At 56.7% G+C, this 25167-nt stretch carries 22 protein-coding genes; 12 read left to right on the top strand and 10 right to left on the bottom strand.

Translation table 11 applies throughout. The features are described 5' to 3' along the window. The first annotated feature begins 8 nt into the window (after nt 1-8). On the top strand, nt 9-1292 hold the full coding sequence (locus EAO82_RS09060; protein ID WP_096346466.1) for an MFS transporter: 1284 nt from the start codon (nt 9-11) through the stop codon (nt 1290-1292). On the opposite strand, the gene EAO82_RS09055 is transcribed toward EAO82_RS09060, so the two are convergent. The 4 genes from EAO82_RS09055 to EAO82_RS09040 all read right to left on the bottom strand — a co-directional run bounded on the left by EAO82_RS09055 (nt 1274) and on the right by EAO82_RS09040 (nt 5574). Then, a complete protein-coding gene (locus tag EAO82_RS09055; RefSeq protein WP_096346467.1) occupies nt 1274-2092 on the bottom strand; it encodes an FkbM family methyltransferase in 819 nt (272 codons plus the stop codon). The two genes, EAO82_RS09060 and EAO82_RS09055, sit on opposite strands and share 19 nt — an antisense overlap. A gap of 181 nt (nt 2093-2273) precedes the next feature. Beyond that, entirely contained in the window at nt 2274-2627 is a 354-nt protein-coding gene (locus tag EAO82_RS09050; protein WP_096346468.1) for a hypothetical protein, read from the bottom strand. Nucleotides 2628-2663: 36 nt separating this feature from the next. Next, nucleotides 2664-3941: a cytochrome P450 gene (locus EAO82_RS09045; protein WP_096346469.1), complete on the bottom strand. Its 1278-nt coding sequence runs from the start codon at nt 3939-3941 to the stop codon at nt 2664-2666. A gap of 43 nt (nt 3942-3984) precedes the next feature. Then, nucleotides 3985-5574, bottom strand: a complete 1590-nt coding sequence (locus EAO82_RS09040) for a phytoene desaturase family protein (RefSeq protein WP_096346470.1) — start codon at nt 5572-5574, stop codon at nt 3985-3987. 526 nt (nt 5575-6100) lie between these two features. Here EAO82_RS09040 and EAO82_RS09035 point away from each other — a divergent pair. From EAO82_RS09035 to EAO82_RS08995, 9 genes are all read left to right on the top strand, one after another. Then, a complete protein-coding gene (locus tag EAO82_RS09035) occupies nt 6101-7459 on the top strand; it encodes a DUF1329 domain-containing protein (RefSeq protein ID WP_096346471.1) in 1359 nt (452 codons plus the stop codon). 75 nt (nt 7460-7534) lie between these two features. Further along, entirely contained in the window at nt 7535-8443 is a 909-nt protein-coding gene (locus EAO82_RS09030) for an alpha/beta hydrolase (protein ID WP_096346472.1), read from the top strand. A gap of 199 nt (nt 8444-8642) precedes the next feature. Then, nucleotides 8643-10304 carry a DUF1302 domain-containing protein gene (locus EAO82_RS09025; protein WP_096346473.1) on the top strand — a complete coding sequence of 554 codons (1662 nt, stop codon included), beginning with the start codon at nt 8643-8645 and terminating at the stop codon, nt 10302-10304. A 42-nt stretch (nt 10305-10346) separates the two neighbouring features. Then, nucleotides 10347-11696 carry a DUF1329 domain-containing protein gene (locus EAO82_RS09020; RefSeq protein ID WP_096346474.1) on the top strand — a complete coding sequence of 450 codons (1350 nt, stop codon included), beginning with the start codon at nt 10347-10349 and terminating at the stop codon, nt 11694-11696. 30 nt (nt 11697-11726) lie between these two features. Then, nucleotides 11727-12524 carry an SDR family NAD(P)-dependent oxidoreductase gene (locus tag EAO82_RS09015; RefSeq protein ID WP_096346475.1) on the top strand — a complete coding sequence of 266 codons (798 nt, stop codon included), beginning with the start codon at nt 11727-11729 and terminating at the stop codon, nt 12522-12524. A gap of 37 nt (nt 12525-12561) precedes the next feature. After that, entirely contained in the window at nt 12562-13008 is a 447-nt protein-coding gene (locus EAO82_RS09010) for a nuclear transport factor 2 family protein (RefSeq protein ID WP_096346476.1), read from the top strand. 61 nt (nt 13009-13069) lie between these two features. Then, entirely contained in the window at nt 13070-14440 is a 1371-nt protein-coding gene (locus EAO82_RS09005) for a phosphotransferase family protein (RefSeq protein WP_096346477.1), read from the top strand. Beyond that, on the top strand, nt 14437-15315 hold the full coding sequence (locus tag EAO82_RS09000) for an SDR family NAD(P)-dependent oxidoreductase (protein ID WP_096346478.1): 879 nt from the start codon (nt 14437-14439) through the stop codon (nt 15313-15315). The genes EAO82_RS09005 and EAO82_RS09000 overlap by 4 nt, the downstream gene beginning before the upstream one ends. 44 nt (nt 15316-15359) lie before the next feature. Beyond that, the gene (locus EAO82_RS08995) at nt 15360-16616 is read left to right on the top strand and encodes an MFS transporter (protein ID WP_096346479.1); all 1257 of its coding nucleotides are present in this window, start codon (nt 15360-15362) and stop codon (nt 16614-16616) included. A gap of 8 nt (nt 16617-16624) precedes the next feature. Here the strand turns inward: EAO82_RS08995 and EAO82_RS08990 are convergent, their stop codons facing one another. Next, nucleotides 16625-17521: a helix-turn-helix transcriptional regulator gene (locus EAO82_RS08990; RefSeq protein ID WP_096346480.1), complete on the bottom strand. Its 897-nt coding sequence runs from the start codon at nt 17519-17521 to the stop codon at nt 16625-16627. A gap of 309 nt (nt 17522-17830) precedes the next feature. Here EAO82_RS08990 and EAO82_RS08985 point away from each other — a divergent pair, with 309 nt between their 5' ends. Then, nucleotides 17831-18238 carry a VOC family protein gene (locus tag EAO82_RS08985; protein ID WP_096346481.1) on the top strand — a complete coding sequence of 136 codons (408 nt, stop codon included), beginning with the start codon at nt 17831-17833 and terminating at the stop codon, nt 18236-18238. A 2-nt stretch (nt 18239-18240) separates the two neighbouring features. Here the strand turns inward: EAO82_RS08985 and EAO82_RS08980 are convergent, their stop codons facing one another. Then, a complete protein-coding gene (locus EAO82_RS08980) occupies nt 18241-19020 on the bottom strand; it encodes an SDR family oxidoreductase (protein ID WP_096346482.1) in 780 nt (259 codons plus the stop codon). Between the two features lie 154 nt (nt 19021-19174). On the opposite strand from EAO82_RS08980, the gene EAO82_RS08975 reads away from it, so the two are divergent. After that, entirely contained in the window at nt 19175-19810 is a 636-nt protein-coding gene (locus EAO82_RS08975; RefSeq protein WP_096346483.1) for a TetR/AcrR family transcriptional regulator, read from the top strand. Between the two features lie 53 nt (nt 19811-19863). On the opposite strand, the gene EAO82_RS08970 is transcribed toward EAO82_RS08975, so the two are convergent. The 4 genes from EAO82_RS08970 to EAO82_RS08955 form a co-directional block, all read right to left on the bottom strand. Then, entirely contained in the window at nt 19864-20694 is an 831-nt protein-coding gene (locus tag EAO82_RS08970) for an SDR family NAD(P)-dependent oxidoreductase (protein ID WP_096346484.1), read from the bottom strand. Nucleotides 20695-20731: 37 nt separating this feature from the next. After that, nucleotides 20732-21544 (bottom strand): enoyl-CoA hydratase/isomerase family protein, encoded by an 813-nt coding sequence (locus EAO82_RS08965; protein WP_096346485.1) that lies wholly within the window; start codon nt 21542-21544, stop codon nt 20732-20734. A gap of 1 nt (nt 21545) precedes the next feature. Beyond that, nucleotides 21546-22511, bottom strand: coding sequence for a lactoylglutathione lyase (locus EAO82_RS08960; protein ID WP_096346486.1), 966 nt, complete (start codon nt 22509-22511; stop codon nt 21546-21548). Nucleotides 22512-22581: 70 nt separating this feature from the next. Continuing rightward, nucleotides 22582-25092 carry an efflux RND transporter permease subunit gene (locus tag EAO82_RS08955; RefSeq protein ID WP_096346487.1) on the bottom strand — a complete coding sequence of 837 codons (2511 nt, stop codon included), beginning with the start codon at nt 25090-25092 and terminating at the stop codon, nt 22582-22584. Between the last annotated feature and the right edge of the window lie 75 nt (nt 25093-25167).

The following is a 25167-nucleotide window of genomic DNA, read 5'->3' as shown; positions in this document are numbered from 1 at the left end:
GTTGCAAAATGTCCCACCACAACCTGTCACGTCAACCAATGCTTGATCTCACCGAATTCCGCCTGGGCTGGCGACTTCTGATTCTCGGCGTATTTGGCGTTGTTACTAGTATGAGTGCGGCCCTGCTCTACGGTTTCGGCACTATGGTTATCCCGCTTCAGGAAGCCTTTGGCTGGAGCCGTGGCGAACTTCAGGCTTCTATTACCTTTCTTTTCGCCGGCGTGGCGGTCGCCTCGCAGTTGCTCGGATGGCTGTATGCGCGCTTCGGTTTGCGCCGTGTGGCCATTGTCTCGGTCATTCTGCAGGTTCTGTGTTATGCCGCCCTGACCCAGCTCAATGGCCATATCGCCTGGCTGTATTTCGCGTTTTTCACCATGCCGCTGCTTTGCCTGGGAACTATTGCCATCACCTGGACCCAACTCATAAGCCTGTGGTACGAGCGCAACCGTGGGCTGGCGCTGGCGATCATCCTGAGCGGGACCGGTGTGGCGGCGTTGATCGTTCCGCCCTTGCTGGCCTGGTGCATGGAACGCTGGGGCTGGCAGGCAGGCTTTTTGTTGCTGGCGGTGATGCCCCTGGTGACCACGCTGCCGATGGCGCTGCTGTGGTTGCAACTCCCGGCAGCCGAGCCCCAAAGCGCTCAAGGAAAAGCTCGCACAGCCCCGCTGGCGGCGACCGGATTCACCTTTGTCGAAGCGCGTAAATCCCGGACCTTCTGGATATGCAACCTATCACTCATCCTGTCCGTATCGCTTATCGTTGCCATGGTCACGGTGATGGTGCCTTACCTGCAGGACAAAGGCGTACCTGCACTTTCGGCCAGCCAGATCTTCAGTGCCTTCGGCGCATCAATCATCATCGGGCGGCTGCTGGTTGGCTACCTGCTTGATCACTACTCGCCCATCGCCATTTCCGCCGCTGCGCTGTTTACCCCGGCCATAGGTTGTCTTATCTTGCTGGTGACGGGGCCAGAGTCTACTGCCCTGCTGGTCCTGGCTACTGTCTGCATAGGTTTAAGCGCAGGCGCGGAATTTGATATAGCCGCCTTTCTCATGGCCCGCTATTTCGGCATGAAAGACTACGCGCGCATCTTTGGATTACATCTGGGTCTGGTCACTATCGTGGCGGGCATGTCTCCGGCTTTTTTCGGCTACATCCACACCCAGTACGGAAACTACGACCCGGTCATCATGTATTCGCTGGTCGCGGCAATAGTGGCATCCCTTACCCTGTTGACGCTGCGCTCGGCAAGCGCATTCCAATCCCGGCCCTCTCAACCTGAAATGGTTTGAGATCGCTCGAACACCCAGGTCTGGGACCTGACATGGCAGAGGCAGAAACCCTGACCCATTATTGTGTTGACCACGCTGACGGTGGCCTCATCGCCTATATCCGGTGTATGCAACTCGACCATGATCAAGCGCAGATCATCGGGCAACTTTGCAGGCAACAGTCCAACTTCCGCGCCCTCGATATCCAGCACCAGAACGCTGGGGCAGATGCTTGCCAGTAGATCGGAAATCCTCGCGACCGCAGTCTGCACCGGCGTGCCCGAACCATGATCCAGCACCGAACTCCACCAGTATTCATCCTGCACGCGAAGGGTCAGCGTATCGCCTGCATAGGCGTCGGCCACCACCGCCGCCGTAATCAGTCGGCATTCCTGCCCGTTAAGCTGGACGTTCTGGCGGATGATTTCATGCATGACCTCGTTGGGCTCGACGATGGTGACCGGATTACCCGAACAGCGAGCCGCCAGCGAACCGGTGATGCCCGCACCGCCGCCACACTCCAGCACCCTGTCCCCCGGCCTGATCATCTTCTCGATCAACTCGAGATCCGCTTCCTCGTAATCACCCAGGGCAAAGTAGTAAGCCATGCGCGGGCTGAAACCCCTGGCCACCCGTATTTTCAGGGGGTGCAGCGGGTGCTGCAGCACCACGGGCTCCGGCAGGCTGTCGAGCCATTCACGGATCTGCTGGATTTGCTCCAGATCATCTGGTTCATCGTGCGGCCAGACGTTCAAGCCGCGCTGTGAGACAAGTTGCCGACGCGCTTCAATGCGCCAGCTCTCCAAGAGTTGTTTGTTCATAGGGACTATCCTGGATGGGAATTGCTCGGCCTCGATCGGGATTGGCTCGAATAAAAACGCCCGCGGTGATCATAGCAGGCCTGAGCTGTGCATTTGCGCGCAGGAATCGCGCGCCACATGGCACCAGACACGGAGAAACCGCAGCGTTACTGCGGTTGCTTGGCGGCAAGCTGTCGGCCCGTCACTGCTTGATGAAGTAGCGTACTAGCGTCCTGCCCTCCTCAAACTTGTACAACTCAATGGTTTCGATCACACCGCCACCATCGCGCATCACATTTCTGTGGTGGCAAGCCGCCTCATTGGCGGCAATGATCGACAACGCAACCTCCACGCTGAATTTGCTGTTCTGCTGGTCCCACATGCCTTCCAGCACTGCGAAACCCTCCATCATCGGCCGCCCCAGATACTCGATATCCAGCCCGTTGGGAGATATTTTTCGGTAGTGCTCAAAGAAGCCATCCCGATCACCGGCGTTCCAGCATTTGAGCTGCCCATGCAGGAAGTTTTCGATCTCTACGTTATCAACATTATTCATTGGTCTTCACCTCTCAAGGCGGGGCTGGCGTGAGTTTCAATCCCAGACGGCATGAATGAACTTTGCGCCGCGCAGTTGCGCTCCGGCAATCTTCGGCGCGGGCATGTCTGGATCAAGACGGATATTGGGGAATAGATCGAGAATGCCGTTGATCGCGCTGTTCAACTCTACCTTGGCAACGAACTGGCCAATGCACATGTGCGGGCCAAATCCGAATCCCAGCGACGGTCGCGACTTGCGGTCCAGATCAAAGGCGTCTGGATTCTCGAAGGCGTCCTCATCGCGATTGGCAGAAATCACCATGCACTGAACCATTGCCCCTTTGGGCAACATAACACCACCGATCTCGACATCCTTTGAGGCTTGGCGAATTTTGAAAGTTGCTACCGGTTCATAACGCACGGCTTCATCGATCAGTTTGCCGATCAGACTGCGATCATTGCGCACTCGTTCCAGCAACTCGGGGCGTTCCAGCAGCAGCGTCATCACCGAACTGAAGGTCCGGGTGGTGGTTTCCCCTGCGGCCGGTAACAACGAGCGGACAAAGGTGGTCACCTCATGATCATCCAATGCCCGGCCCTCGTATTCGGCATTGATCAGGCGGCTGATCAGGTCATTCCCTTGAGTGCCCTCGGAGCGCTTGCTGACAACCACCTCCTTGATCGCATCATAAAGGCTCTTTACCGCCTGGCCGGCCAGAGGCCCATAGATCTTGGCCTTTTCCGGATCAATCTGGTTAGCCGCCACCAATGCCAACGCCCAGCTCGCGTACTTTTTGAACTTTTCCGGATCATCGGCAGGAAAACCCATCAGCGCATACATGGCACGAATTGGAAAATAAAGACCAAAGTCCATTAGATTGGCTTTCTTGTCTGCCACCATGGGCAACAGGAATTCTTCCCGGATGACTCGATCGATCTCGGGGCGCCACTCGTTTACGGTTTGCGGCATGAACACCGGCTGCAGCAGCGCACGGGTGCGCCGGTGCTGCTCGCCATCCATCGCCAGTATGATCAGCCCATCAAAAAACGCACCAAGCCCCTCGGCGATGAAACCGCTGGTGAAGGTGTCAGCGTCACGCAGCACCGCCATTATGTCCTTGTACTTAAACAAGGTGACTGCACATTTGGCTGCCTTGGCGCCAGCGTTGGTCGGCACCTTGAGGTAGGTGTCTACGAAGTCGCCCTGCATCACCGGTTCGTTGTGGCGCTTGTCTCGGCATAGGCCATGGATATCTACGTCCGATCCAAGATAGGTATCCGAAACCGCGTGGTAAGCGGCTTCGATATCAAGTTCCTGAGCTGCGAGTGGCATAGCATGTTCTCCTGGTAACAATGTAATTCTTGTTATTTGATCGTTAGGGATTCTTAGCCAGATAACTGGCCACGCGCTTGGCCGCCAGACGGCCAGACATGCCATTCACGCCGCCACCGGGATGAATGCCGGCACTGCCCAGATACAAGCCTGCGACCGGCAGGGTATCGCCGCCCAGCCCGTGAGCCGGGCGCATGGTGCTGGAGCGCATGGAGGTGGTGTCGATATGCACGACACATCCGTTCACCGTGTTCAGACGTGCGGTAAAATCCGGCGCGGCTTCGATCCGCCGACCTATGACATGCCCCTTGATGCCTTCTACATAGGCCGAGAGCTGATCGATGACCTGATCTGCAACAGCTTCCCTGATGTTATCCCAGCCCGCTTTCGGGTTGACCGGCATGACCGGCGGGTAGATGTAGACCACGTCCTGGCCGGCCGGAGCCTGGGAAGGATCCGCAGCGCTTGGAGTGGCCATGGTGATATACGGTAGCGTAGGTACTTCACCCCGGGCGCAGGCGCTAAAGCTTTCCAGCACGGCTTCCTCGGTGCCGATCAGCAGGCAGGTCTTGCGCAGGTCGACGCCGTCGCCCCGGGCTTGTTCGAAGCGCGGCACGGAAATCTGACCGTCCAGCGCCACATCCACCTTGAGCGGCCCTGAGCCCTTGGCGTTGGCTGGCGCCATGGCGATACGGGTGAGCAGGTGCCTGGGCATTTCGCCAGCCGTCACCATTTCCAAAGCCACTTTAGGATGGCAGCCGGCGATGACCGAGCGAGCCGTGAACTCGCGTCCATCGGCCAGCTTGACGCCTTTCACCGTTCCTTGGCTGGAGACGATTTCCGTCACGGTTGCAGAGGTAATGACCTGCCCGCCCAGCTCTTCGAGCCTGGAGCGCATGGCATTGCTCAGTTGCTGCATCCCGCCGAGCACCCGACCAACACCAAAGCGGTGAAGAAAGCCCAGCAAGGCATAGTAGATACCGCCGCCATCAGCGGTGATATCTCCGGCCAATCCAGTCAGGGCGCACATCGCGGAAATGGTGACCGGGTGCTCGAAGCGTTCACGTGCTGCCTGATGCGCGGAGCCGGTCAGCAGACCCATCAATTCAGGCTTGAGCTTACGATTTTTCAGGGCGCTGCCTATCACTTTCAGCTTGGTCCCGAAGTTCAATTTCGCCGGATCAACGCGCATCATTGGGAGAGCAATTTCTAGGAACATGTCGATAACGTTCATGAACTCCAGAAACGCCTCAGCGTCATTCTTGCTGTAGCGCCTGATCTCCGCAGCTGTTTTCAGCCGATCTCGCCAGAACACCAGCGAGCTCCCATCCGGGTGCAGATACACGTACCCTGGCGCCAGCTCGATGGACTTGAATCCGTGGCGCTCAAGGTCCAGTTCCTGGGGAATGTGGGAATGAACACGCATCGACATCATGTCCAGAGCGCAGGGGTGTACCAGATGCTCGGGTGCTTCAGGGATCAGATACCCCGACGATGCCATGCCACCCACTTTGTCGAGCGCCTCCAGCACCAGCGTCCTCTTCCCTTCCAGGCCGAGATAGCAGCCCGCCGACAGGCCGTTGGTGCCGCCACCAACGATAATTACGTCAAAATCAGTCTTGTTGTTATTCATCGTTGCATCCCTTTTTCAAGCTGGTGAGCACCCTATAACAAAGCTCGCCCAGGTGCTGCGCAACCGTTTTACCCTGAGTAAAACGATTGGCACTGCTTACCGATTTCGCCAACAGGTGCGTTTTTACCATAGCACTTACAATTCTTATTGCAGAATATTAATCTGCATATGGAATTAAACAAAGATCTCTGCTACGGTTTACTCAGGCATTGCTGACAGTTCGAATGACTTATCCGACGTCCTTCTACGCTGCGTTAAAAGCATTAGCCGCTGGAAAATAAAAATAAAAGGACAGAAAAATGAGCACAGATCTGGATCATTCCGGACGCTTGTCATGGTCAGCACGTTTAACAGCGTCTTTTCAGCCGCTGCTCAGCCAGTGCAGCCCACGCTTTCCCATCACCACCCCCAATCAATCATGGAACACTTGCGATGGTCGCGGAGCTCTGGGTCAGTCCAGCTCCACCTATGGCCGGCTTTGCTCCAGCAATTCTCGTTCTAACAACATCAATAACGGAGAACGTTCATGAAACTGAATATTGCTATCGGTTTGTTACTGGGCGGACTATCTGCCGCCTCCTTCGCGGCTGTGAGCCCCGAAGAGGCAGAGAAGTTAGGGCAAAGCCTGACGGCGGTGGGAGCCATTCAAGCAGGCAATGCGGACGGTTCGATTCCCCCCTATGAAGGCGGACTGCGCGACGCTCCTGAAGGCTTCCAACCAGACAGCGGCTTCTGGGTTAATCCGTTCAAGGACGAGCAGCCTCTATATCGCATTACTTCAGAGAACATGGCTGAGTACGCCGATCTGCTGAGCGCAGGTCAGAAGGAAGTACTGCAGCGCAATCCCGAATATTATATGGATATCTATCCTTCCCACCGTACAGCGGCCTATCCAAAGGAAGTGGAAGACGCAAGTATCCGGAATGCCACCACCTGTAATACCTACAATGAAGGTTTGGCGCTCGAAGCCGGTTGCCGCGGCGGAATTCCCTTTCCCATGGCGCAGAACGGCAATGAAATGATGTGGAACCTGCTGGTGCGCTACAACGACGGCAAGTTCGGCACCACTACCTCCTCGTCCGACACTTGGGTGGTAGACCGCAACGGCTCCGTTACTCGTACAGCCAACCAGGCAACCTTTGTCGAGCGGCCTTATTATCAGACTGACGTCCCAGGCCGCGATCCGGAATTGTTCTACCGCGTTTATTCCGTGACCAAAGCGCCAGCACGCAAGGCCGGCGAACTGACAGGTTTGATGGACTTCCTCGATCCTACTGCGCAGCCGCGACGCGCATGGAGCTATACGCCTGGTCAACGTCGCGTGAAGCTTGCCCCGGAATTCAACTACGACACGCCAGTTGGCAGTATGGGCGGCCTGGAACTGTTTGATGAACTGTTCATGTTCTCCGGCGTGCAGGACCGGTTTGATTTCAAATTGGTTGGCCGCAAGGAAATGCTGATCCCATACAATCAATACAAGTTCTACTTCAACTGTGATGACCAGTTCCGGACAGCGCACGCCAATCCGGAATGCGAGCGCTGGGAAAAGCACCGCGTCTGGGAAGTGGAGGCAACGCTCAAGCCTGGCATGCGCCACGTATACAGCAAGCGCACCTACTACCTTGATGAAGATACCTTCGGCGCGGGTCTCTACGATGCCTGGGATCAGAACGGCGAGCTGTACCGTTCAATGATGATGGGTGGCGTGCAGTTCTATGATCACGACATTCCCTATATCGTCAAACACACCATATTTGATTTCAACAAAGGCATGTACGGCATTATCAATGACGGCATGACCGGTGGTTATCGCGTGTTGAGCGAAGCCAGAAGCGAGCGCGAGCTCAACCCCGAAGCGATCGTATCGCGTGAATCCCAGCGTTAATTGATCGCCCCTCTGAGCCCTTCAGTTGCCCACGCCGCTGAAGGGCTTTTTTTTGTTTCCTGAAAGGACCTCACCATGCAGAAAATCAAACTGACGTGGAACATCAGCCATCTCACACCCTACTCCACGCCCGTCACCCTGTCTGGCCAACTTTTTGCTGCAGATGATCTGACCGCTAACAACGGCACGGTAGAGCTACTGGTGTGCCTACATGGTGGCAGTTGTTCAAGTGATTATTATCATCCTGATTACCTGGATCCTTCTTACAGCTTTGCCAGATACATGACCGAGCGCGGCTATCTGGTGTTGGCAGTCGACACACTCGGTATGGGCGCCAGCAGTAAGCCACAACCCGAGAACCAATTAACGCTGGAAATGATTGCCGCTGCCAGCGACTTTGCCACACGGCAAACCGCCGCTGGACTGTTGGAAGGCGAATGGCTGCAGCTACCGCCGTATTGCACGTTGCGGCTATCCGGGTTGGGCCATTCCATGGGCGGAATGCTGGCAGTTTACCAACAGGGATGCTTTCACACCTTTGAGCGGCTGATCGTAGCGGGCTGGAGCAACCTGCCTCTGGAGCTGGGCGACACTGACGTAGCCAGCGTGCAAGCAAGTCTTGCTGCGGGCGGTTACATCGCAACTGACCGGCAACCCATGCGCGGCTTGTTTCACCTGCCTGATGTGCCGGAGCAGCTGATCGAACGTGATGATCAGCACGCCGGCCTGACGCCTGTAACTCTCGCATTGGCTGCACTTACCCCTGGTTCCGTGACGCGCGAAGCCGCGGCCATTGGTTGCCCGGTCATGCTGCTGTACGGCGAAGTCGATGTCAGCCCTGACCCGCAGCGCGAAGCAGCATTCTATCCTCTCGCCTCTCACAGCACGGTCACTCTCATCGGCCGCGCCGCCCATATGCACAACATGGCTTCCTCAAGACTGCAGGTCTGGCAAGCTATGGATGCTTGGTTACAGAAGAGCTGAGGCTGGCTATTGAAAAGGCGAGGCCGGGTTGCTCTTACTGACCTCGCTTCGCCCAGCAACTTGGCCGGGTTCAGCGTCGAACGCAGTTCATCGATAGGTACAGACAATTCAGCGATAGCCCTACGCGTTGTCCCCTCCGCCCCCGTGAAGTTTACTGACAACGGTCAGATTATAAAAACAAGATCTACGGAGAAGCTCAATGTTCAAGCCAGAGTTGTCATTACTCAGCAAGGCTGTAGGACTCTCAGTCTCGCTTGCCTGTGTGAGCAGTATTCAGGCAGCAGAATTCGATACCGGCAATCCCGACCTGAGCGGCCGCTGGGACAATACCATTCGCTACAACCTGGGCGTGCGCGCCGAAGGCCGCGACAACGCACTGGGCAACAACGCCACCTATGACGAATCAAACTACAAGTTTGATCGCGGTGACGTGGTAACCAATCGTCTGGATGTGATGAGCGAGCTGGAGCTGGCTTACAAGAGAACCCATGGCCTGCGCATCAGTGGTGCGGCCTGGTACGATCAGGCCTACTCCGATACTGATATCGAGACCAATCCCGGCAACATCTACTATCCAGGTGCGCCTGCCGGACCCAGTACCAGCAGCTATATCGGTGATCGGTACTCATCCCACACCAAGCGCTACCACCAGGGTTTGAACGGTGAGCTGCTCGATGCGTTTTTGTTCACCCGGTTTTATCTGGGCGATGCGCCGATCAGCCTGCGTGCGGGACGTCACACGCTCTATTGGGGCAACGGTCTGCTGATTCCGGGGCATGCCGTTTCCTACTCACAGGCCCCTTTGGATGGCCGCAAGGCTCAGGCAAATCCCGGCACTGAAACCCGCGAGGTATTCCTGCCGCTGGCACAAATCTCAGGCCAGGCCCAGGTCACTGATCGGCTCTCCCTCGCGGCACAGTATTTCCTTGAATGGGATTCAACGCGCGCACCTGAAGGCGGAACCTACCTGGCCTCCGCCGACGTGGCTCTGCAAGGCCCGGACCGCTTGCCCGTTGCCCCCGGCTTCGCCTTTCCCATTGAAGACCCGCTAGAACCCGACAACCGCGGCAACTGGGGCGTCATGGCGCGTTACAGCCTCGATTTCATGCAATCGGATATCAGCGCGTTCTACCGCGAGTTTGATGACTACACCCCCTGGGGCCTGCAAACCGGGCCCAGCTCTGCCCGTTATATTTACGCCGAAGACATCAAGCTCTACGGCTTGAGCTGGTCAGCGGGGCCGGTACTCGGCGGTGCGTCGGTGGGTGTTGACCTGTCTTATCGTGAAAACGCTTCGCTGATATCCAGCCGATTTGATCTGGCAGACAACCAAGGCGCGCGAGGCGACACCTGGCACATGGTCGCCAACGCGCTCTGGCTGCTGCCTTCAACACCGCTTTGGGACACCGGCTCGCTGATTACCGAGGTCGCCTATAGCCATCTGGACAAAGTCACCGAGAATGCCGATCAGTTCCGCGGCGAAGGTTATGGCGGCTGTGTCAACCAGGATAAGGACTGGGGCTGTGCTACCCGCAACTATGCCGGGCTGGCGATCAACTTTACCCCGCAGTGGCTGGGCGCCCTGCCCGGCTGGAATATCTCCGCGCCTATGAGCATCAACTACGGTCTTTCCGGCAATGCTGCCACCGGCGGTGGCAACGAGGGCGATTACAACTTCAAGGTGGGCATCAAAGGCGTGTTAGACGAGCGCTACGACATCAGCCTGTCTTACATCGGCTATGGCTCCGACACCATCAACCGCAATGTGCCAGGCGTTGGAAACACCGTGGTAGGGGGTAACGGCAGCATCGGCCTCTCCGATCGTGACTGGGTATCGTTGACCCTGAGCACTGCGTTCTAGGCCAACGACCATCAGACATAACAATAAAATTGGGAGTACTCCATGAAGATGAATCAGATTGCAATCAGCTTGCTCGCGGTCATAGCTACCTCGGCGCTGGGTAACGAGACATGGACCGCCGATGACCTGGGCCAGGACCTTACCCGCTTTGGTGCGATAGCCGCAGGTAATGAGGCCGGTACCATTCCCGCCTACACCGGCGGCCTGGAGGTGCCCGCCAGTCTGAAGCCAGCCGGCGGATCCTGGCCGAATCCGTTCGCCGACGAAGAGCCGCTGTTTCGCATCAGCGCCGAGAACGCCGACGAATTCGCCGACCAGCTCTCCGCCGGGCAAATGAAGCTGCTCAAGCAGTACCCGGATACTTATTACATGGACATCTACCCGACCCACCGTACGGCAGCGTTCCCCGAGCCCTTTCTAGCGGCAACTGTGAATAACGCGGGCAACCCGGATTGCCAATCGCTGCACGACGGTTTATCCGTCAGTGAAGCCTGCCGTGGCGGGCTGCCCTTCCCGATTCCGCAGAGCGGCGAGCAGGCCATGTGGAATTATCTACTCAACTACCAAGGCATCAACGGTTGGGACTGGAATCATAGCGCCTATGTGGTCAATCAGGGTCGCGTGACCTTGACCAACACCAACCGCTCTACCGGTGAGAAACCATTCTATCAACTGGATGTGGAAGGACGTGACCCGAAAATTGCCAGTCGGATCTGGTCACGCATCGTTGCTCCGGCTCGCACCGCGGGCACCGCCTCCGGTTATTGGGATCACCTTGACCCAGTGGAGAATGATCGCTATGCCTGGAGCTATTCGACTGGGCAGCGACGCATCCGCAAAGCGCCAGAGTTTTCCTACGACACGCCCAATGCCGCGTTCGGCAGTGTGTCCTTCTACGACGAGATCTTTCTGTTCTCCGGCAAAATGGATCGCTTCAGCTGGACGCTGGAAGGCAAGAGGGAAATGTTCCTGCCCTACAGCAACTACGAGTTGAAGTGGGGTTGCGACATGGACACCAAGCTGATGGAAAACCACATCAACCCGGCGTGCGAGCGCTGGGAGCTGCACCGCGCCTGGGTTGTTTCAGCTGAGCGCAAGGAAGGTGTGCGGCACGCGCAGAAATCCCGCCGTTATTACATTGACGAAGATACCTTCGGCGCGGCCTTGTACGACGCCTGGGATGACAGCGGCGAGATGTTCCGCTCGGGCGCCCAATACAACATTCAGGCCTATGGCATACCGAATAATCCGCAGCAGGACTCCTATTCGCTGTATGACTTCACTCGCAGCCAGTACGGCATGTTCGGCAACGGGCCTACACGCTACCGCGAGGCGCCGATCATGGAGCGTGAAGCCAATCCACAAACCATCGCCGCAGGCCAGAGCCGTTAACGTGCTTCTGATTCCAGACTGGAGCTTTCCATGAACAGACTTGCAGGAAAAGTAGCCGTGATCACCGGCGCCGGAAGCGGTATTGGTCGCGCCAGCGCCATCACATTTGCCGCCCAGGGCGCCAAGGTTGTGGTGACTGATTTGTACGCCGACGCCGCGGATCGCGTCGTGCACAGCATCACGGCGGCGGGTAACGAAGCGACGGCGCTCAAGGTCGATGTCGGCCAGGAGGCCGACCTGAAGCAGATGATAGCCACCACCATCGAGACCTACGGCCGCATCGACATCCTCTTCAACAACGCCGTCAACAAGAATCCCGAAACAGCGCGGGATGTGGACTTCATCAACTTCAATGAGGAGCTGTTCTACGCCAACATGCGCGTCAACGTGCTGGGTGGCGTGCTCGCCTGCAAGCACGCCCTGCCTCACATGCTCGAGCAAGCGTGCGGCTCGATCATCTTCACCTCGTCCACCAGTTCGATTGCCGGGGAAGTCGCCCAGTTCAGTTACGGCGCGTCCAAAGCGGCACTCAACTGGTATGTGCAAACCATCGCCGCCACTTTCGGCAAGCAGGGCATTCGCTGCAACGCGATCCTGCCCGGAGTTATCCGTACCGCTGCGCTTGAAGGCTGGGCCAATGAAGAGATGACCCGCGCCTTCCTCGACCTGCAGAACGTGCCACAGCTAGGTGAGCCGGAAGATATCGCCAATATGGCGCTGTTCCTCGCCTCCGACGAGGCGCGCTATGTGAACGGCGCCCTGATGCGTGTCGACGGTGGCATGAGTTGTGGCACGCCCATGGTCCCGGTGATCCGCGCCTACCTCTGAGCGCAGACCCTTAACCTACTCCGAGGAGATTTTTGCAATGGGCTTACGACAAGAACAGATCATCAGGGAATTCTGCGCTGCATGGGGTGACGGGACAGCTACGTCGCGCCCGCAGCTGGATACCATCTTGAACATGATGAGCGAGGACGCAGTCTGGCAGCTCTGGGTGCCCGGCGGGCCGGTGATTCGCGGCCGCGCTGCGTTACGCGACGAGATCCAGCGGCAGATGAGTTACGTCACCCACAACCACTGCGTTATCCGCAACATCCTATCCTCGGACAGCATGGTCATGACCGAACGCGATGACTACGCCATCTCCAGCGGCAAACCGATGCCGCACTCCATGGTCGCGGTTTACGAGCTAAATGCTGAAGGCAAAATCACGGCATGGCGCGAATACCTTGACACCGCTGATCTGGCGAAAAAGAAGGGGGTATCCCTGGATCAGGTTGGCGGACCGGAATTGGCTACCCCAAAGACCTGAACACACTTTATTTACACGGCCTGGCGCTGTCGGGCCGAAGAAGCTTATTCCTGGAGTAACAATGAACATGGCCTTAGACAATGCCGGTAGCGACCAGTTGATGGAGCAGAAAATACGGGATTTCATCGAAACGTTACTCGGCGGCACGGTGACACGCACGGACCGGCTACCGCGCTGGCGCCCTGCCTGGAACATGGAACTGCAGCGGGGCAATGAAATACTCAAATTACACATCCGTGGCGACCGCGGCGGCGATGTCAGCCCGTTTCCGGATGATCTGCGCCGGGAAGCGGATATTCTCACGCTGCTCGGTCAGCAGGGCGTTCCAGTGCCGCATATCTATGGCTTCTGCGAGGACCCGCTAGCCATCGTCATGCAAGCTGTACCCGGCACCCGAGACATTTCCGCCGCCAGCGACGACGCTGAGCGTCTGAGCCTGGCCAAACAATACATAGACGCCATGGTCGCCATGCACCAGCTGCCACTGGACGACTTTGTGGCCAAGGGCATCGCGCAGCCCGAGGGCGCCGAAGCCATTTCGCTGGCAGGGCTTGATGCCTATTACCCGCTTTACGCGCGCAATAAAACCCGACCGCAGCCGCTGCTGGAATTTGCCCTCAACTGGCTGCGCCGCAACGTCCCGCAGCATCGCAGCAAACCGAGCCTGGTGCAGTACGACTCGGGGCAGTATCTGTTCGAGAACGGCAAGCTGACCACCCTCTATGATTTCGAGTTCGCGATGATCGGCGATCCCTTGGCCGATCTGGCATCAGCGCGCATGCGGGACAACTACGAACCGCTCGGAGCGCCTTTCAGGGAACTCTACGAATATTATCAGCAGGTCAGCAGCGAACCGCCCGAACCCGACGTGGTGCGCTTTCATACCACATTGTTCTCCACCGTCAGCACCATGCAGTTCTCCTCGACGGTCGCGACGCCAAAACCGGGAGACCCCCACGATACCTATATTGAATTCGACATTGCCCTGCGCCGCGTAGTGGTCCATGCCCTGGCGGAATCAATGGGCGTGGCAATCGAGACGCCAGCAAGCCCGATCAAACCAACCGGACCCAACGCCGAACTGCTGAGCATGCTCCGCGATGCCGTTGAACAGGTCGAAGTGACTGATCCATTCCAGAGCACCAAGCTGAACGCCGTGCGCAAGATCGTCGAATATCTAGGCAAGGCCGACGCCATGATGCTGGAGCTGCAGGCCCAGGATATGCGTGAAGCCCAAGCACTGCTCGGCCAGAGCTTTGAAGATCATCAGAAAATGGAGGCTGCACTGGAGAGCTTCGTTACCACAGCAGGGGCCGAGCATGACCTACCCCTGTTAACACTTTTTGCTTCGCAGATTGAGCGACGCGTTCAGGTGTTCGGCAGCACGGCTATTGGCGCCTCAGCCAGTCACATTGATCTTCCTCCGCTATGAGCCTGCACAAAGAGCGTACCGGAGCGGATATTCCGGAAAGGCGGATCAACCGACTGGATGATAAGCCCTCATTTCAACTGCGATATGGTAACTGGGCGCTTATCGCGGGGGCATCCCATGGCATCGGTGCAGCCTTCGCGCGCCAGCTCGCAGCGCAGGGTATGAATTGCATTCTGGTTGCCCGAAACGAGACAGCGCTTGAGTCACTGAAAGCCGAGCTTGAAGCACAACACGGCGTTCAGGCGCTATGCGTGAAACAGGACCTGTCGGCAACGGATGCCACCGCGAGGCTGCTGGAAGCCACCGGCAACCGTCAGGTCGGCCTGGTGATATACAACGCCGGCGGTGACCCCTTTATCAGCCAGTTTCTCAACACCGATGCCGGGCAGTGGATGAAGCTGCTCAGGATGAACACGCAGACAGTCATGGACATCAGCCACGCATTTGGCGGCCGGATGATAGAGCGGGGCCGCGGCGGGTTGCTGCTAGTGGGTTCACATGCCGCTCTCGGTGGTGTGCGCAAGCTGGGGATGTATTCCGCAACCAAGGGCTTTTCGCTGAATCTGGGTGAATCGCTGTGGGCTGAGTGGAAGGACCAGGGCGTTGATGTGCTCAATCTACTGATCAGCACCGTGGATACGCCAACGATGCGCGAGACCATGCAGCGATTGAATATTCCCAATGCCATGACCATGCCATTGCCGCAGGCGGACGACATCGCCTGCCTGGCTCTGCAGCAACTGCGGAACGGGCCGACGCTCATTCATCCTGAAGATCTTGCGGTTCCGGCCGGCGAAGGGTCACCCGGCAGCCTGAGACGAGATCACGTGATAACCAAAAGTACCGAGGCTGCTCAGTTTATTGGCAACGACTGACGCAGTACCGCCTCATCTTACATTATCCTGAACGGGCATAGACCATGAAACAGTTCGATAGCAGAGAATTCAAGATCGGCTGGAAGATCCTCATTCTTGCCGTGGTAGGCGTCGCGACCAGCTCCAGCTCGCTGTTGCTGTACAGCTTCAGCTCAATGATGATCCCGCTGGAGCAGGCATTGGGCTGGGGCCGAAGTGAATTGCAGGCCGCCATCACCGCTCTGTCGCTCGGCACCATAGTAGCCGCTCAGTTGGCGGGCTGGCTCAACCTGAAGTTTGGGCTACGTATTGTCACCATCCTTTCATTGGTCGCGCTGTCAATCAGCCTAGTGTTACTCACCCAGGTAAAAACCACGATATGGAGCCTGTATCTGGGGTATTTCCTGGTCCCGCTGGCGGGTTTGGGCACCTTGCAGATTACCTGGTCCCACCTGGTGAATCTCTGGTTCGTGGAAAATCGCGGGCTGGCACTGGCCATCATTCTCAGCGGCTCAGGGCTAGCCGCAGCCGGGTTGCCGCTGCTGATTACCTGGTCGGTTTCAACCTGGAACTGGCAAGCCGGATTCATCGCGCTGTCGTTGCTGCCGGTGCTGGTTGCACTGCCATTGACCTTACTTTGGTTGCTGCCGGTTAGAGCTGAAAGTGGCCCGGTAACCGCTAAGCAGCCCATATCCCAGAACGCCGCAGGCGGCATGTTGTTAGCAGAGGCACTAAGATCCTGGCGTTTTTGGTTGTGCAATCTGTCTATGACCCTAGTAGTGGCCTGCGTAGTCGGACTGGTGACCAATATTATCCCGTTGCTTCAGGACCGTGGTCTTAGCGCCGTCGAGGCCGGGCAGATCTTCAGCGCCTTTGGTATCTCGTTGATCTTCGGACGACTGGTCGTAGGCTACCTGATTGACCGCCTGTGGGCGCCAGGCGTAGCTTCTATAGCGCTACTCATGCCCGCTGTCGCCTGTCTTATTTTCGCGCTAAGCAGCGGCAATACGGCGCTTTATGTTCTGGCAACGATGCTGGTGGGTATTGGCGCCGGAGCGGAGTTTGATATCGCCGCCTTTCTTATCGCCAAGTATTTCGGCATGCGCGATTACGGTCGCCTATTCGGCATCCATCTAGGATTGATAACCGCAGGGGCTGCCGCCGCGCCGCTGCTGTTCGGCGCGCTTTACAGCATGACGGGCGACTATTCAGGCCTGCTCATCTTCAGCACGGTTTGCTTTGTTGTTGGCCCATTGATGCTGCTGTTGCTCGGAAGCTACCCGGTGTTTCGGCAGACAGACGCCGCCGCGCCTGCTTTTTAAGCAGCAGTTTACTGGTGCACCTGGCGGAATGCTTCAGGCGTCATACCGACCTCTTTACGGAAGGCTGCCGTAAAGGAGGCCGGACTGAGGAACCCGGTATGGTAGGAGATTTGTTTGATCAACATGCTGCGATCCAGCAACAGCGACTTTGCCCGGCGGATGCGGGCCTGCGCCACATACTGGCGTAGCGTCAGCCCAGTGGTGCTTTTGAACTGCTCTGACAGGCGCCTGGCGGGCATATCCAGCACATCCGCAAGCTGTTTTAGGGAATTGCTTTGCTCGGGTACCGTCTCGACTAGTTCACGTAAGGTTTTCAACTGTTGCGAGCTCAGCTTTCCTGACTCGGTGCCGATCTGCGAACTCAAAAACTGCCGATGCAAATCAAGTGCGATGCTGGTCAACAGGCACTCGGTATGCAGCTCACTGGCAAAACCAGGGGCGGCAACCTCTTGCGCCAGACGCTGCAGCGACATGTGCAGGAAGGGATTTTCCAGATTCAGCATGCTGTCGCTCAAGCAGTCGTCCCACTGCCATTGGATGCCGGCGAGCGGCCCCATGATACTTGGGTCGAAAAGACAGATCATGGCCTTGTATTCAGACACCCCGTGACGAAACTGAAACTCTGTATCGCGTGGCAAAAACAGCACTTGCCCAAGCGATTGGAAGTCACAATTGAGTGCGGGAAAGCGACCCTTGTTATCCGAGAAAGGCGACCAGCGTCTGGCGGGTGTCGGCAGGACCAAACGCAGCAGGCAACTTTCCTTTGCCTGAATCACCGCGGTGCCAGAGTTCGACCAATGAGCATGCTGGATATGAATGTCAAAACCGGCATCCACCAGTCGAGACTCTGTCAGAAACTCCCCGGCAGCCGCCGGATCGTATTCATCATAATTTATTGAATACATGGATTTACTCTCAGCGATTATTTTTATTGGGAACCGCTTTATTCAACTTTCAGACTAACCAATCAGCCTCATTAAACAACCCATAAATAATGATGTCAGGTATTGGAAAAACCAATATTCAATTTGCCTTATAAGGGCTTCATCGGAGCACTGGAATACTTGCCCTTTACAACGAACGAACCCAAACTTCCCATCACACCTAGCAGCTCGCGAACAAACAATGCGGCCAAGGCCAGCCATGCTTTTTCCGGCGGTTTAACCACCCTCTAGGCGACCGCTAAACCCCTTTCTGATTACGACAGGCACAGTATGATTCTTAGAATGGACCACTTCACTATCGTTACCGACCAGCTCGAGCAGACGCAACACTTCTATGAAAACCTGTTGGGGCTTGAATGCGGACCAAGACCGCCTTTTCCAGTGCCGGGACTGTGGCTTTATGCCGAAGGCCATCCGGTGCTTCACGTGATTGCCGTCGATCATATGCCCAACCCTCGCCGTGGTGTGCTCGACCATATGGCGTTCTTTGCGCAGGGCTTGGAGAAAACACTGGACCAGCTAGATCAGCACGCTATTGCCTATCGGATTATCCGCGCACCGGGTGATGTTCGAACCTGGCAGATTTTCTTCAAAGACCCCAATGAGGTGGATGTTGAACTTGATTTTGCCGCCGAAGAACAAGCTCCGGCCGACTGGAAGACCAGAAGCAAGGCTTGAACTCAAATCAGGCCGCTGTAGGCGCCACCGTCCAGCTGCAGATTCTGCCCGGTGATATATCCCGATTGACTGGAGCAAAGGAAAAGGCAGGCGGCGGCGAATTCCTCGGGAGTGCCGAAACGCCCCGCTGGCACCGGTGCCAACATCTCCGCTCGGGCCTGCTCCAGGCTTATATTCTTGTGCTTGGCCAGTTGGCCTGTCATGTAGGTAAGCCGGTCGGTAGCGATACGCTCGGGTAGAACATTGTTGATGGTGACGTTATCGCGCACCACCTCTAGCGAAAGCGCCTTGGAAAACGCCGTAAGGCCGGCCCTGGCCGCGGTTGAGAGGCCCATCGGCAAGCGCGGCGACTTGACCATTGCCGAGGTGATGTTGACGATCCGGCCAAATTGCCGGGCGCGCATCCCGTCCATCACGGCCTGAATCAGCAGAATGGCGCTGAGCATATTGGCTTCCAGAGCCTGCTGCCAGGTACCAAGATCCCAGTCCTGGTAGCGTCCGGGCGGAGGCCCTCCGTTATTGGTGACCAGAATGTCCGGCGCGGGACAAGCCGCAAGCAGCGCGGCTCGCCCTGCGCCGCTATTGAGATCCGCGACTACTTGCACTACCTCAACGCCGGTGCTGTCACGTATTGCCACGGCCGCCTGGTTTAAGCTGGCAGGGTCACGGCCATTGATAAATACCTCACATCCTTCTGCGGCAAGTGCCATTGCGCAGGCTCTGCCAAGGCCGCGAGAGGAAGCGCAGACAATAGCCTTACGAGCGGTAATATTAAGATCCATATCTACTCCAATTGCCTGCCTGCCCACGCCACAGATTTATTACACCGCTGTCGGAATACTTTATGCTGTGGCTATATGCTGAAGCTATTGAATGCACCGACCGAAGTTACCGACGCCTTGTATATATTTCCACCCAATCCAGAGACGGAATAATATGAATAACCCGTCAAACCGTGCAGAGCCGAACAAGCGCGATACCATGAACCGTCTGCTTGCTGCCGCCAGACAAATCTTTGCCCAGAAAGGTCTGGCCGGCGCACGGGTAGAAGATATTGCACGAGAAGCCGGCGTGACCAAGCAACTGGTTTATCACTACTACGGTTCTAAGGAAGTGCTGTTTTCAACCGTTCTGGATGACGCCTCGCAACAGATAATGCAAGAGCTGATCGCGTTGGAAATAGATCATCTGCCGCCGGAACAAGCATTGCGAACACTGCTCAATTGCTGCTTTGATCAATATATGGAAGATCCGCTACTGGGCGCGCTGGCCCTGGAGGGCCTTCGCTATCACGAGGCAGCAGACACCAGGCCCAACAGCTTCGCCAGTCAATCCCCGGCGTTAGCCATTAAATTCTCGTCAGTGCTCCAACGCGGCATCAAAGCCGGCGTTTTCAAACCGGATATAGAAGCTCGTTTGTTCCTGGCCAGCTCGGCACTGCTAATGTCTGGCGGATTTACCAACCATTACACCATGTCTGTTCTCGTCGGCTTTGACACTACCTCCAAAGAAGGCATGCGCATCTGGCGTGAACATTCGGCCAACTTCATTCTCAACAGCATCAGAAAATAGCCCGGGCCTAAAACTCCCGGGCTGGCGGCACCTCCGACCGCTTCCAACTGCTGTCACATGCTGCCGCGACCTGACTGCTCGAAAAACGCACGCATCGCTACCAGCGATGGCGTGTGACTGCCAAAACCGCCATCCGCCACCAGAGTGGTGCCCGTTACGAAGGATGACTCGTCGCAAGCGAGAAAGGCCACCACGTCAGCAATTTGCCGTGGAGTGCCCAACTCAGGCGTCAGGTGGTTATCACGTAAGATATTCAACAGCTCTGGCGGCATTGAACTGTGAGCATTTTCCGCAGGCGCCAGCCCAATCTGCACCGCATTGCCGCGCACCCCCAGTTTGCCGTATTGCGCGGCTACCAGTTTGGGCAGCATGTTCAGTGCCGCTTTCGTTGTCGCATAGCCGGTCAGGGACAGATCACCCTGGGCACCCAGTCCGGAGGTGGCAAAAATAACAGAGCCCTTGCCCTGTTTCAGCATCACCGGAATGACATGTTTGGAGCACAATACGGCGCCGCGCAGGTTAACCGCGATGGCGCGATCAAAGGCATCCATGTCCAGGTTACAGATATCACGATCTTTTTGGCGCTGATTCACATCCAGCACCGCAGCATTATTATGCAGCACGTCAATACGGCCGAACCGGTTCATCACCTGCTCGACCATCGCCTTGACCTCATCTTCGCTGGATACATCAGTGCGTACCGCCATGGCTTTGCCACCAGCCGATTCAATCTCTGCAGCCACACTGGATGCCGCATCCTGATTGATATCGACGATTGCAATGGCAGCGCCATGCGAAGCCAATACCCGCGCGCACTCGGCACCCAGGCCGCCACCAGCACCAGTGATAATGGCTACACGATCCTTAAGCTTGTCTGTTGTCATTTTATGCTTCTCTTAAATTGATACGAGATGCCCCGCTTCACTCACCGGTGAACTGCGGCGCGCGACGCTCGGCAAAGGCTAGAGCAGCCTCCTTGGCATCCTTGGTGGTGGCCAGCAACGAAAATAGGTCCAGCTCCAGATCCAAGCCCTTTTTCAGGTCGACTTCCGAGGCCGCGCGCGCGGCTCGTTTTGCATATACCGAGGCCATTGGTGATTTACCAGCAATCTGCAACGCCAGCGCTGACACTTCATCCAGCAATGTGTCGGCGCTTTTCGCGACCCGCGATACCAGACCGATCTGCCGCGCTTTTTCGGCATCCAAGCGTTCACCGGTGAGCAGCAGATCGAGTGCATGACCTGGCGCGACCACTCGACACAAGCGCTGCGTACCGCCTCCACCAGGAATCAATCCCAGACCGGTTTCTGGCAATGCTAGCACCGCATTGGGCGAAGCAAAGCGGATATCACAGGCTAGCGCCAGCTCCAGACCACCGCCCATGCAGTAACCGTGAATGGCGACGATGACCGGTTTGCTGACTGCATCGATAGCCTCTATCCAGCGGGCGCCTTCCATCCGTTTGCGCACTTGGATGGAGGTCTCGACTCCGCGCTTTTCCTTGATGTCTGCACCGGCGCAAAACCCGCGTTCGCCCTCACCGCGAATCACTATAACGTGAATTCTATCGTTGCTCTCCAGACGCTTGAGCGCCGCGGGAACGCCGACGCGGATGGCATCGTTGATGGCGTTGATTTGGCCGGGACGGGTGAGCACCACCCATCCCACGGCCCCGTCACAGTGCATATGCACTGCGTCGTTGATTACTTCAGGCAGACTTTGCTCCGTGCTCATGTCAGCACTCCTCAAACTCGAACAACTGGCCTCTAAGCTCAGACGGATCGATCCTGATCAGCGCCTTGCCGCCCACCGCATCGCTGGACTCGATCCAGTGGAAGGCTGTACCCCGCGCCCGCAAATCCTCAGCCTTGGCAGCCAGATCGTTTACCGCAATGCGGATGTAATAAGGGCCAGGACCCCAGCTGTTGAGATACAGACCCGCTTCACTGTTCCAGCGGGTCGCTTCGATAATGTCCAACGTGGCGCTATTGGCCAGGCTAAATCCCATGCGCGCACGGCGATAGCCTTCGCCCTCGATCAGCTCAACCGGGCCTGAAGGTTCCCAGTCAAGATTGGCCGAGCAACGGCGAAGTGTCTCGTTCAGGTCGCGCACCAGATAGCCGCGAGCAGAAACCCGCACCATATCGCCGGGCTTGGAATCGCGCGGCTGTGGCGCAGGTACCGAGAACGTATCGGCCGGCATTTGCAGCGGCTCCATGGGCATGACTTCAATACACAATCCGCCATCCACGATGGGATCATAAACTGGCTTTTCTGGTGACGCACCCAGCCACAGACGGTCGAAAGGCATGTCTGGAGTACGTTGCGCCATCCGGAATGGAAGCCGCCGACGCATCAGTTTTGCGACCAGAGCATCGAACTTGTCCCCATGCAGCGCCAGTACGATGGAATGAGTCAGCATCGGACGGTGGCGGCCTTGATACTCCTTCAAGCTTTCCAGAAAGTCATGAAACATCGGATCGCCCGGGTTGGGGCGATCCAGATGCCACTGCGGCTCGACTCGGGTCGGCGACACCGCCAATGATTTATGTACCCGCAGGAAATGGGCGATATAGGGATGGTCATCAAAAGCCTGGCGCCAGCGCTCGTGCTTGTGGATGCCCAGCTTGTCCACCAGCAATTCGGTCATTCCATCCGGGTCTGGCACCATCATGTCGGCGCTCATCAACAATTCGAACATCTTTATCTCCATTTCTTACAGGGGAGCGAAAAAAACCGGGTGTTTGGCAAGCGTTACCTCAGGCAGCGCTTCAACGGGTGTCGACCATAGCCTGTCTTCTAGTTTGAACAGGCTGTGGTGCGGCAGGTGCCGGAGTCTCAGCGGGCGAAGAGACCGTTCCGCTGTTGTTACCTGCGCCAACGTCTCTAAGCAGAAAATGTGACAGGGCAGGAATCAAGATCAGCGCACCCAACATGTTCCAGAGAAACATGAAGGTCAGCAGAATACCCATGTCTGCCTGAAACTTGATCGGCGACCATGCCCAGGTAATAACGCCTGCCGCCATGGTCAAACCAATCAGTGCCACTACCCGACCAGTGAAATCAAGCGAGCGCCTATAGGCCACTGCCAAGGACTCTCCGCGGGCCTGAACGGCCAATTGCACGCTAAGCAGATAGAGCGCGTAATCAACCCCGACTCCGACACCTACTGCCATGACCGGCAACGTGGCGACCTTTAGACCAATGCCCAGCCAGACCATCAGCGCTTTGGCAATAATGGTGGTCATGATCAACGGGATAAGCGCAACCAGCGTGGCGCGAATACTGCGGAAGGTGATCAGGCACAACAGCGCGGTCGCGCCGTAGACCGCGAAGTACATGATGATGATGCCCTTGCGCACTTCAATATTGGTCGCCGCTTCAATGCCGGCGTTACCTGCGGCCAAAAGGAACTGCACTGGTTTCTCATCATCGGGCCCAGTCCCGTGCTCTTCATTGAAATCCTCCACCACATTCAGTACCCGGGTGAGGGTTTCTGCCTTGTGGTCGGTGAGATAGGCAATCAGCGGCGTAACCGAACAGTTCTGATTGGTAATGCCAGGCGAGGAGATCATCGCGGCGTCAACCGACGCATTGGTAATGGCCTGATCACGGCTGATGGTCAACCACTTGCCGCTCCCTTCAGCCATTCCCGACGTAACAAATCGCACTGAATCTGCCAGAGAGCTGGTGATCTGCACGCCTTCGGTCTGACGCAGACGCCACGCCAGCTTGTCCATGGTTTGCAACGGGCCATAAAAGCGGCAACCATCGACTTCGGTTTTCATAATGACCGCAAACTGATCACTAGAAAGACCGTAGTGGGAAGATATGAATGCGTTATCACGGTTGTATCGCGAATCGGCACGCAACTCGGGCGCGCCAGGATCAAGATCGCCGATTTTGAGATCCATCATTACCACTGCGCTGACGCCGGTGAGCAGAACCGAAACGGCGATGGCAACAGTAGCCCATTTGCGCTGGGTAAACAGATCCAGACCCTGCCATATCTTGCCCTGCCAGCTTTTGTTCTGCTGCTCGGCTGCATCTTTCTCGATTGCCAATCTCGCCGCTTTCTTGCTTACGCCGATATAAGACAGCGCCACAGGAATCAGAATCAACTTGGTAAAGATCAGCACGGTCACGCCGATACTGGTGGTCAACGCGAGGTCACGAATAACGGGTATATCAATGATCGCCAGCACCGCAAAGCCGACCACATTGGTCAACAGCGCCGTCAAGCCGGTCAAGAACAGCCGTCTGAATGTATAGCGCGCGGCTACATATTTATGCGTGCCGCGCCCGATATCCTGCAAAATGCCATTCATCTTCTGCGTGCCGTGAGACAAGCCTATGGCAAAGATCAGAAAAGGCACGAGGATGGAATAGGGGTCCAGGTCATAGCCCAGAATCTGCATCAGACCCAGCAGCCAGACCACGCCGGTAATGGCGATGCCCACCAGCAGCAACGTGCTGCGAATGCAATGCGTGTACAGATACACAAACAGCGCAGCAATCGCCACGGAGATGGCGAAGAACAGCATCACCACCTGCAGCCCGTCGATCAGATCGCCGACCAGCTTGCTGAAACCAACAATATGGATATCGATCTGGTCGCTTTCCAGGGATCTGATCTTTTCTTCAAGCTGGTCGGAAAACTCGCTGTAATCAAGCGGCTCTCCGGTTTGCGGATGGGTCTCCAGCAAGGGCGCAACAATCATGCTCGATGCAGTGTCATTGGCCACCAGGCTGCCTGTCAGGCCAGCGCGAGTAACGTTGCGACGCAACGCTTTGATGCTGGCCTCACTGCCGTCATAGTCGGACGGCATTACTGCCCCACCGCTTATTCCGGCTTCGGTGACTTCACGCCAGCGCACAATAGGCATCCACAACGAACGCATCCAGGATCTGTCTATGCCTGGAATCAGATAGAGCGTGTCATTGACTTCCTGCAACGCTTGTAGGTAGTCAGGATCGTAGATATTGCCCTGTTTATTGGCAACCACGACCCGGATGTTATTGCCGAGCCCAGGCAACTCGCTCTTATTATCTAGATAGTTCTGGATGTAGGGATTGTTGACCGGAATCATCCGCTCAAAACTGGCGTTGACGTCCAGTTTGGTAGCAAAAAATCCGAGTACGACAGTGACCAGAAGACAGCTTATCAGCACCAATATCCGGTGGCTGAATATAATCCGCTCAAACAGTCCACCAGAACGCTTATCGAAATCATTGACGTCACGTACGACTGGCATTCCGGTATTGCTTTTTAGGTCGACCATCACTTTCTCCACATATCAGGCTGCAGGGCGGCGGTATTAGCGCCAGTGCAACCCGGACATAACATCGTTTAGACC

Source organism: Halopseudomonas pelagia, from assembly GCF_009497895.1.
GTDB classification, from domain to species: Bacteria; Pseudomonadota; Gammaproteobacteria; order Pseudomonadales; family Pseudomonadaceae; genus Halopseudomonas; species Halopseudomonas pelagia_A.
The sequence above is the reverse complement of the archived record's forward strand: the minus strand, read 5'-3'. Positions and strand labels throughout refer to the sequence as shown.

Coding starts and splice junctions, on each gene's coding strand:
- EAO82_RS09005 (WP_096346477.1), top strand. CDS start 13,070: ATGAACATGGCCTTAGACAATGCCGGTAGCGACCAGTTGATGGAGCAG.
- EAO82_RS08990 (WP_096346480.1), bottom strand. CDS start 17,521: ATGTATTCAATAAATTATGATGAATACGATCCGGCGGCTGCCGGGGAG.
- EAO82_RS08970 (WP_096346484.1), bottom strand. CDS start 20,694: ATGACAACAGACAAGCTTAAGGATCGTGTAGCCATTATCACTGGTGCT.
- EAO82_RS09030 (WP_096346472.1), top strand. CDS start 7,535: ATGCAGAAAATCAAACTGACGTGGAACATCAGCCATCTCACACCCTAC.
- EAO82_RS09025 (WP_096346473.1), top strand. CDS start 8,643: ATGTTCAAGCCAGAGTTGTCATTACTCAGCAAGGCTGTAGGACTCTCA.
- EAO82_RS09010 (WP_096346476.1), top strand. CDS start 12,562: ATGGGCTTACGACAAGAACAGATCATCAGGGAATTCTGCGCTGCATGG.
- EAO82_RS08995 (WP_096346479.1), top strand. CDS start 15,360: ATGAAACAGTTCGATAGCAGAGAATTCAAGATCGGCTGGAAGATCCTC.
- EAO82_RS08985 (WP_096346481.1), top strand. CDS start 17,831: ATGATTCTTAGAATGGACCACTTCACTATCGTTACCGACCAGCTCGAG.
- EAO82_RS09055 (WP_096346467.1), bottom strand. CDS start 2,092: ATGAACAAACAACTCTTGGAGAGCTGGCGCATTGAAGCGCGTCGGCAA.
- EAO82_RS08960 (WP_096346486.1), bottom strand. CDS start 22,511: ATGTTCGAATTGTTGATGAGCGCCGACATGATGGTGCCAGACCCGGAT.
- EAO82_RS08980 (WP_096346482.1), bottom strand. CDS start 19,020: ATGGATCTTAATATTACCGCTCGTAAGGCTATTGTCTGCGCTTCCTCT.
- EAO82_RS09050 (WP_096346468.1), bottom strand. CDS start 2,627: ATGAATAATGTTGATAACGTAGAGATCGAAAACTTCCTGCATGGGCAG.
- EAO82_RS09040 (WP_096346470.1), bottom strand. CDS start 5,574: ATGAATAACAACAAGACTGATTTTGACGTAATTATCGTTGGTGGCGGC.
- EAO82_RS09060 (WP_096346466.1), top strand. CDS start 9: ATGTCCCACCACAACCTGTCACGTCAACCAATGCTTGATCTCACCGAA.
- EAO82_RS08975 (WP_096346483.1), top strand. CDS start 19,175: ATGAATAACCCGTCAAACCGTGCAGAGCCGAACAAGCGCGATACCATG.
- EAO82_RS09020 (WP_096346474.1), top strand. CDS start 10,347: ATGAAGATGAATCAGATTGCAATCAGCTTGCTCGCGGTCATAGCTACC.
- EAO82_RS08955 (WP_096346487.1), bottom strand. CDS start 25,092: ATGGTCGACCTAAAAAGCAATACCGGAATGCCAGTCGTACGTGACGTC.
- EAO82_RS09045 (WP_096346469.1), bottom strand. CDS start 3,941: ATGCCACTCGCAGCTCAGGAACTTGATATCGAAGCCGCTTACCACGCG.
- EAO82_RS09015 (WP_096346475.1), top strand. CDS start 11,727: ATGAACAGACTTGCAGGAAAAGTAGCCGTGATCACCGGCGCCGGAAGC.
- EAO82_RS08965 (WP_096346485.1), bottom strand. CDS start 21,544: ATGAGCACGGAGCAAAGTCTGCCTGAAGTAATCAACGACGCAGTGCAT.
- EAO82_RS09000 (WP_096346478.1), top strand. CDS start 14,437: ATGAGCCTGCACAAAGAGCGTACCGGAGCGGATATTCCGGAAAGGCGG.
- EAO82_RS09035 (WP_096346471.1), top strand. CDS start 6,101: ATGAAACTGAATATTGCTATCGGTTTGTTACTGGGCGGACTATCTGCC.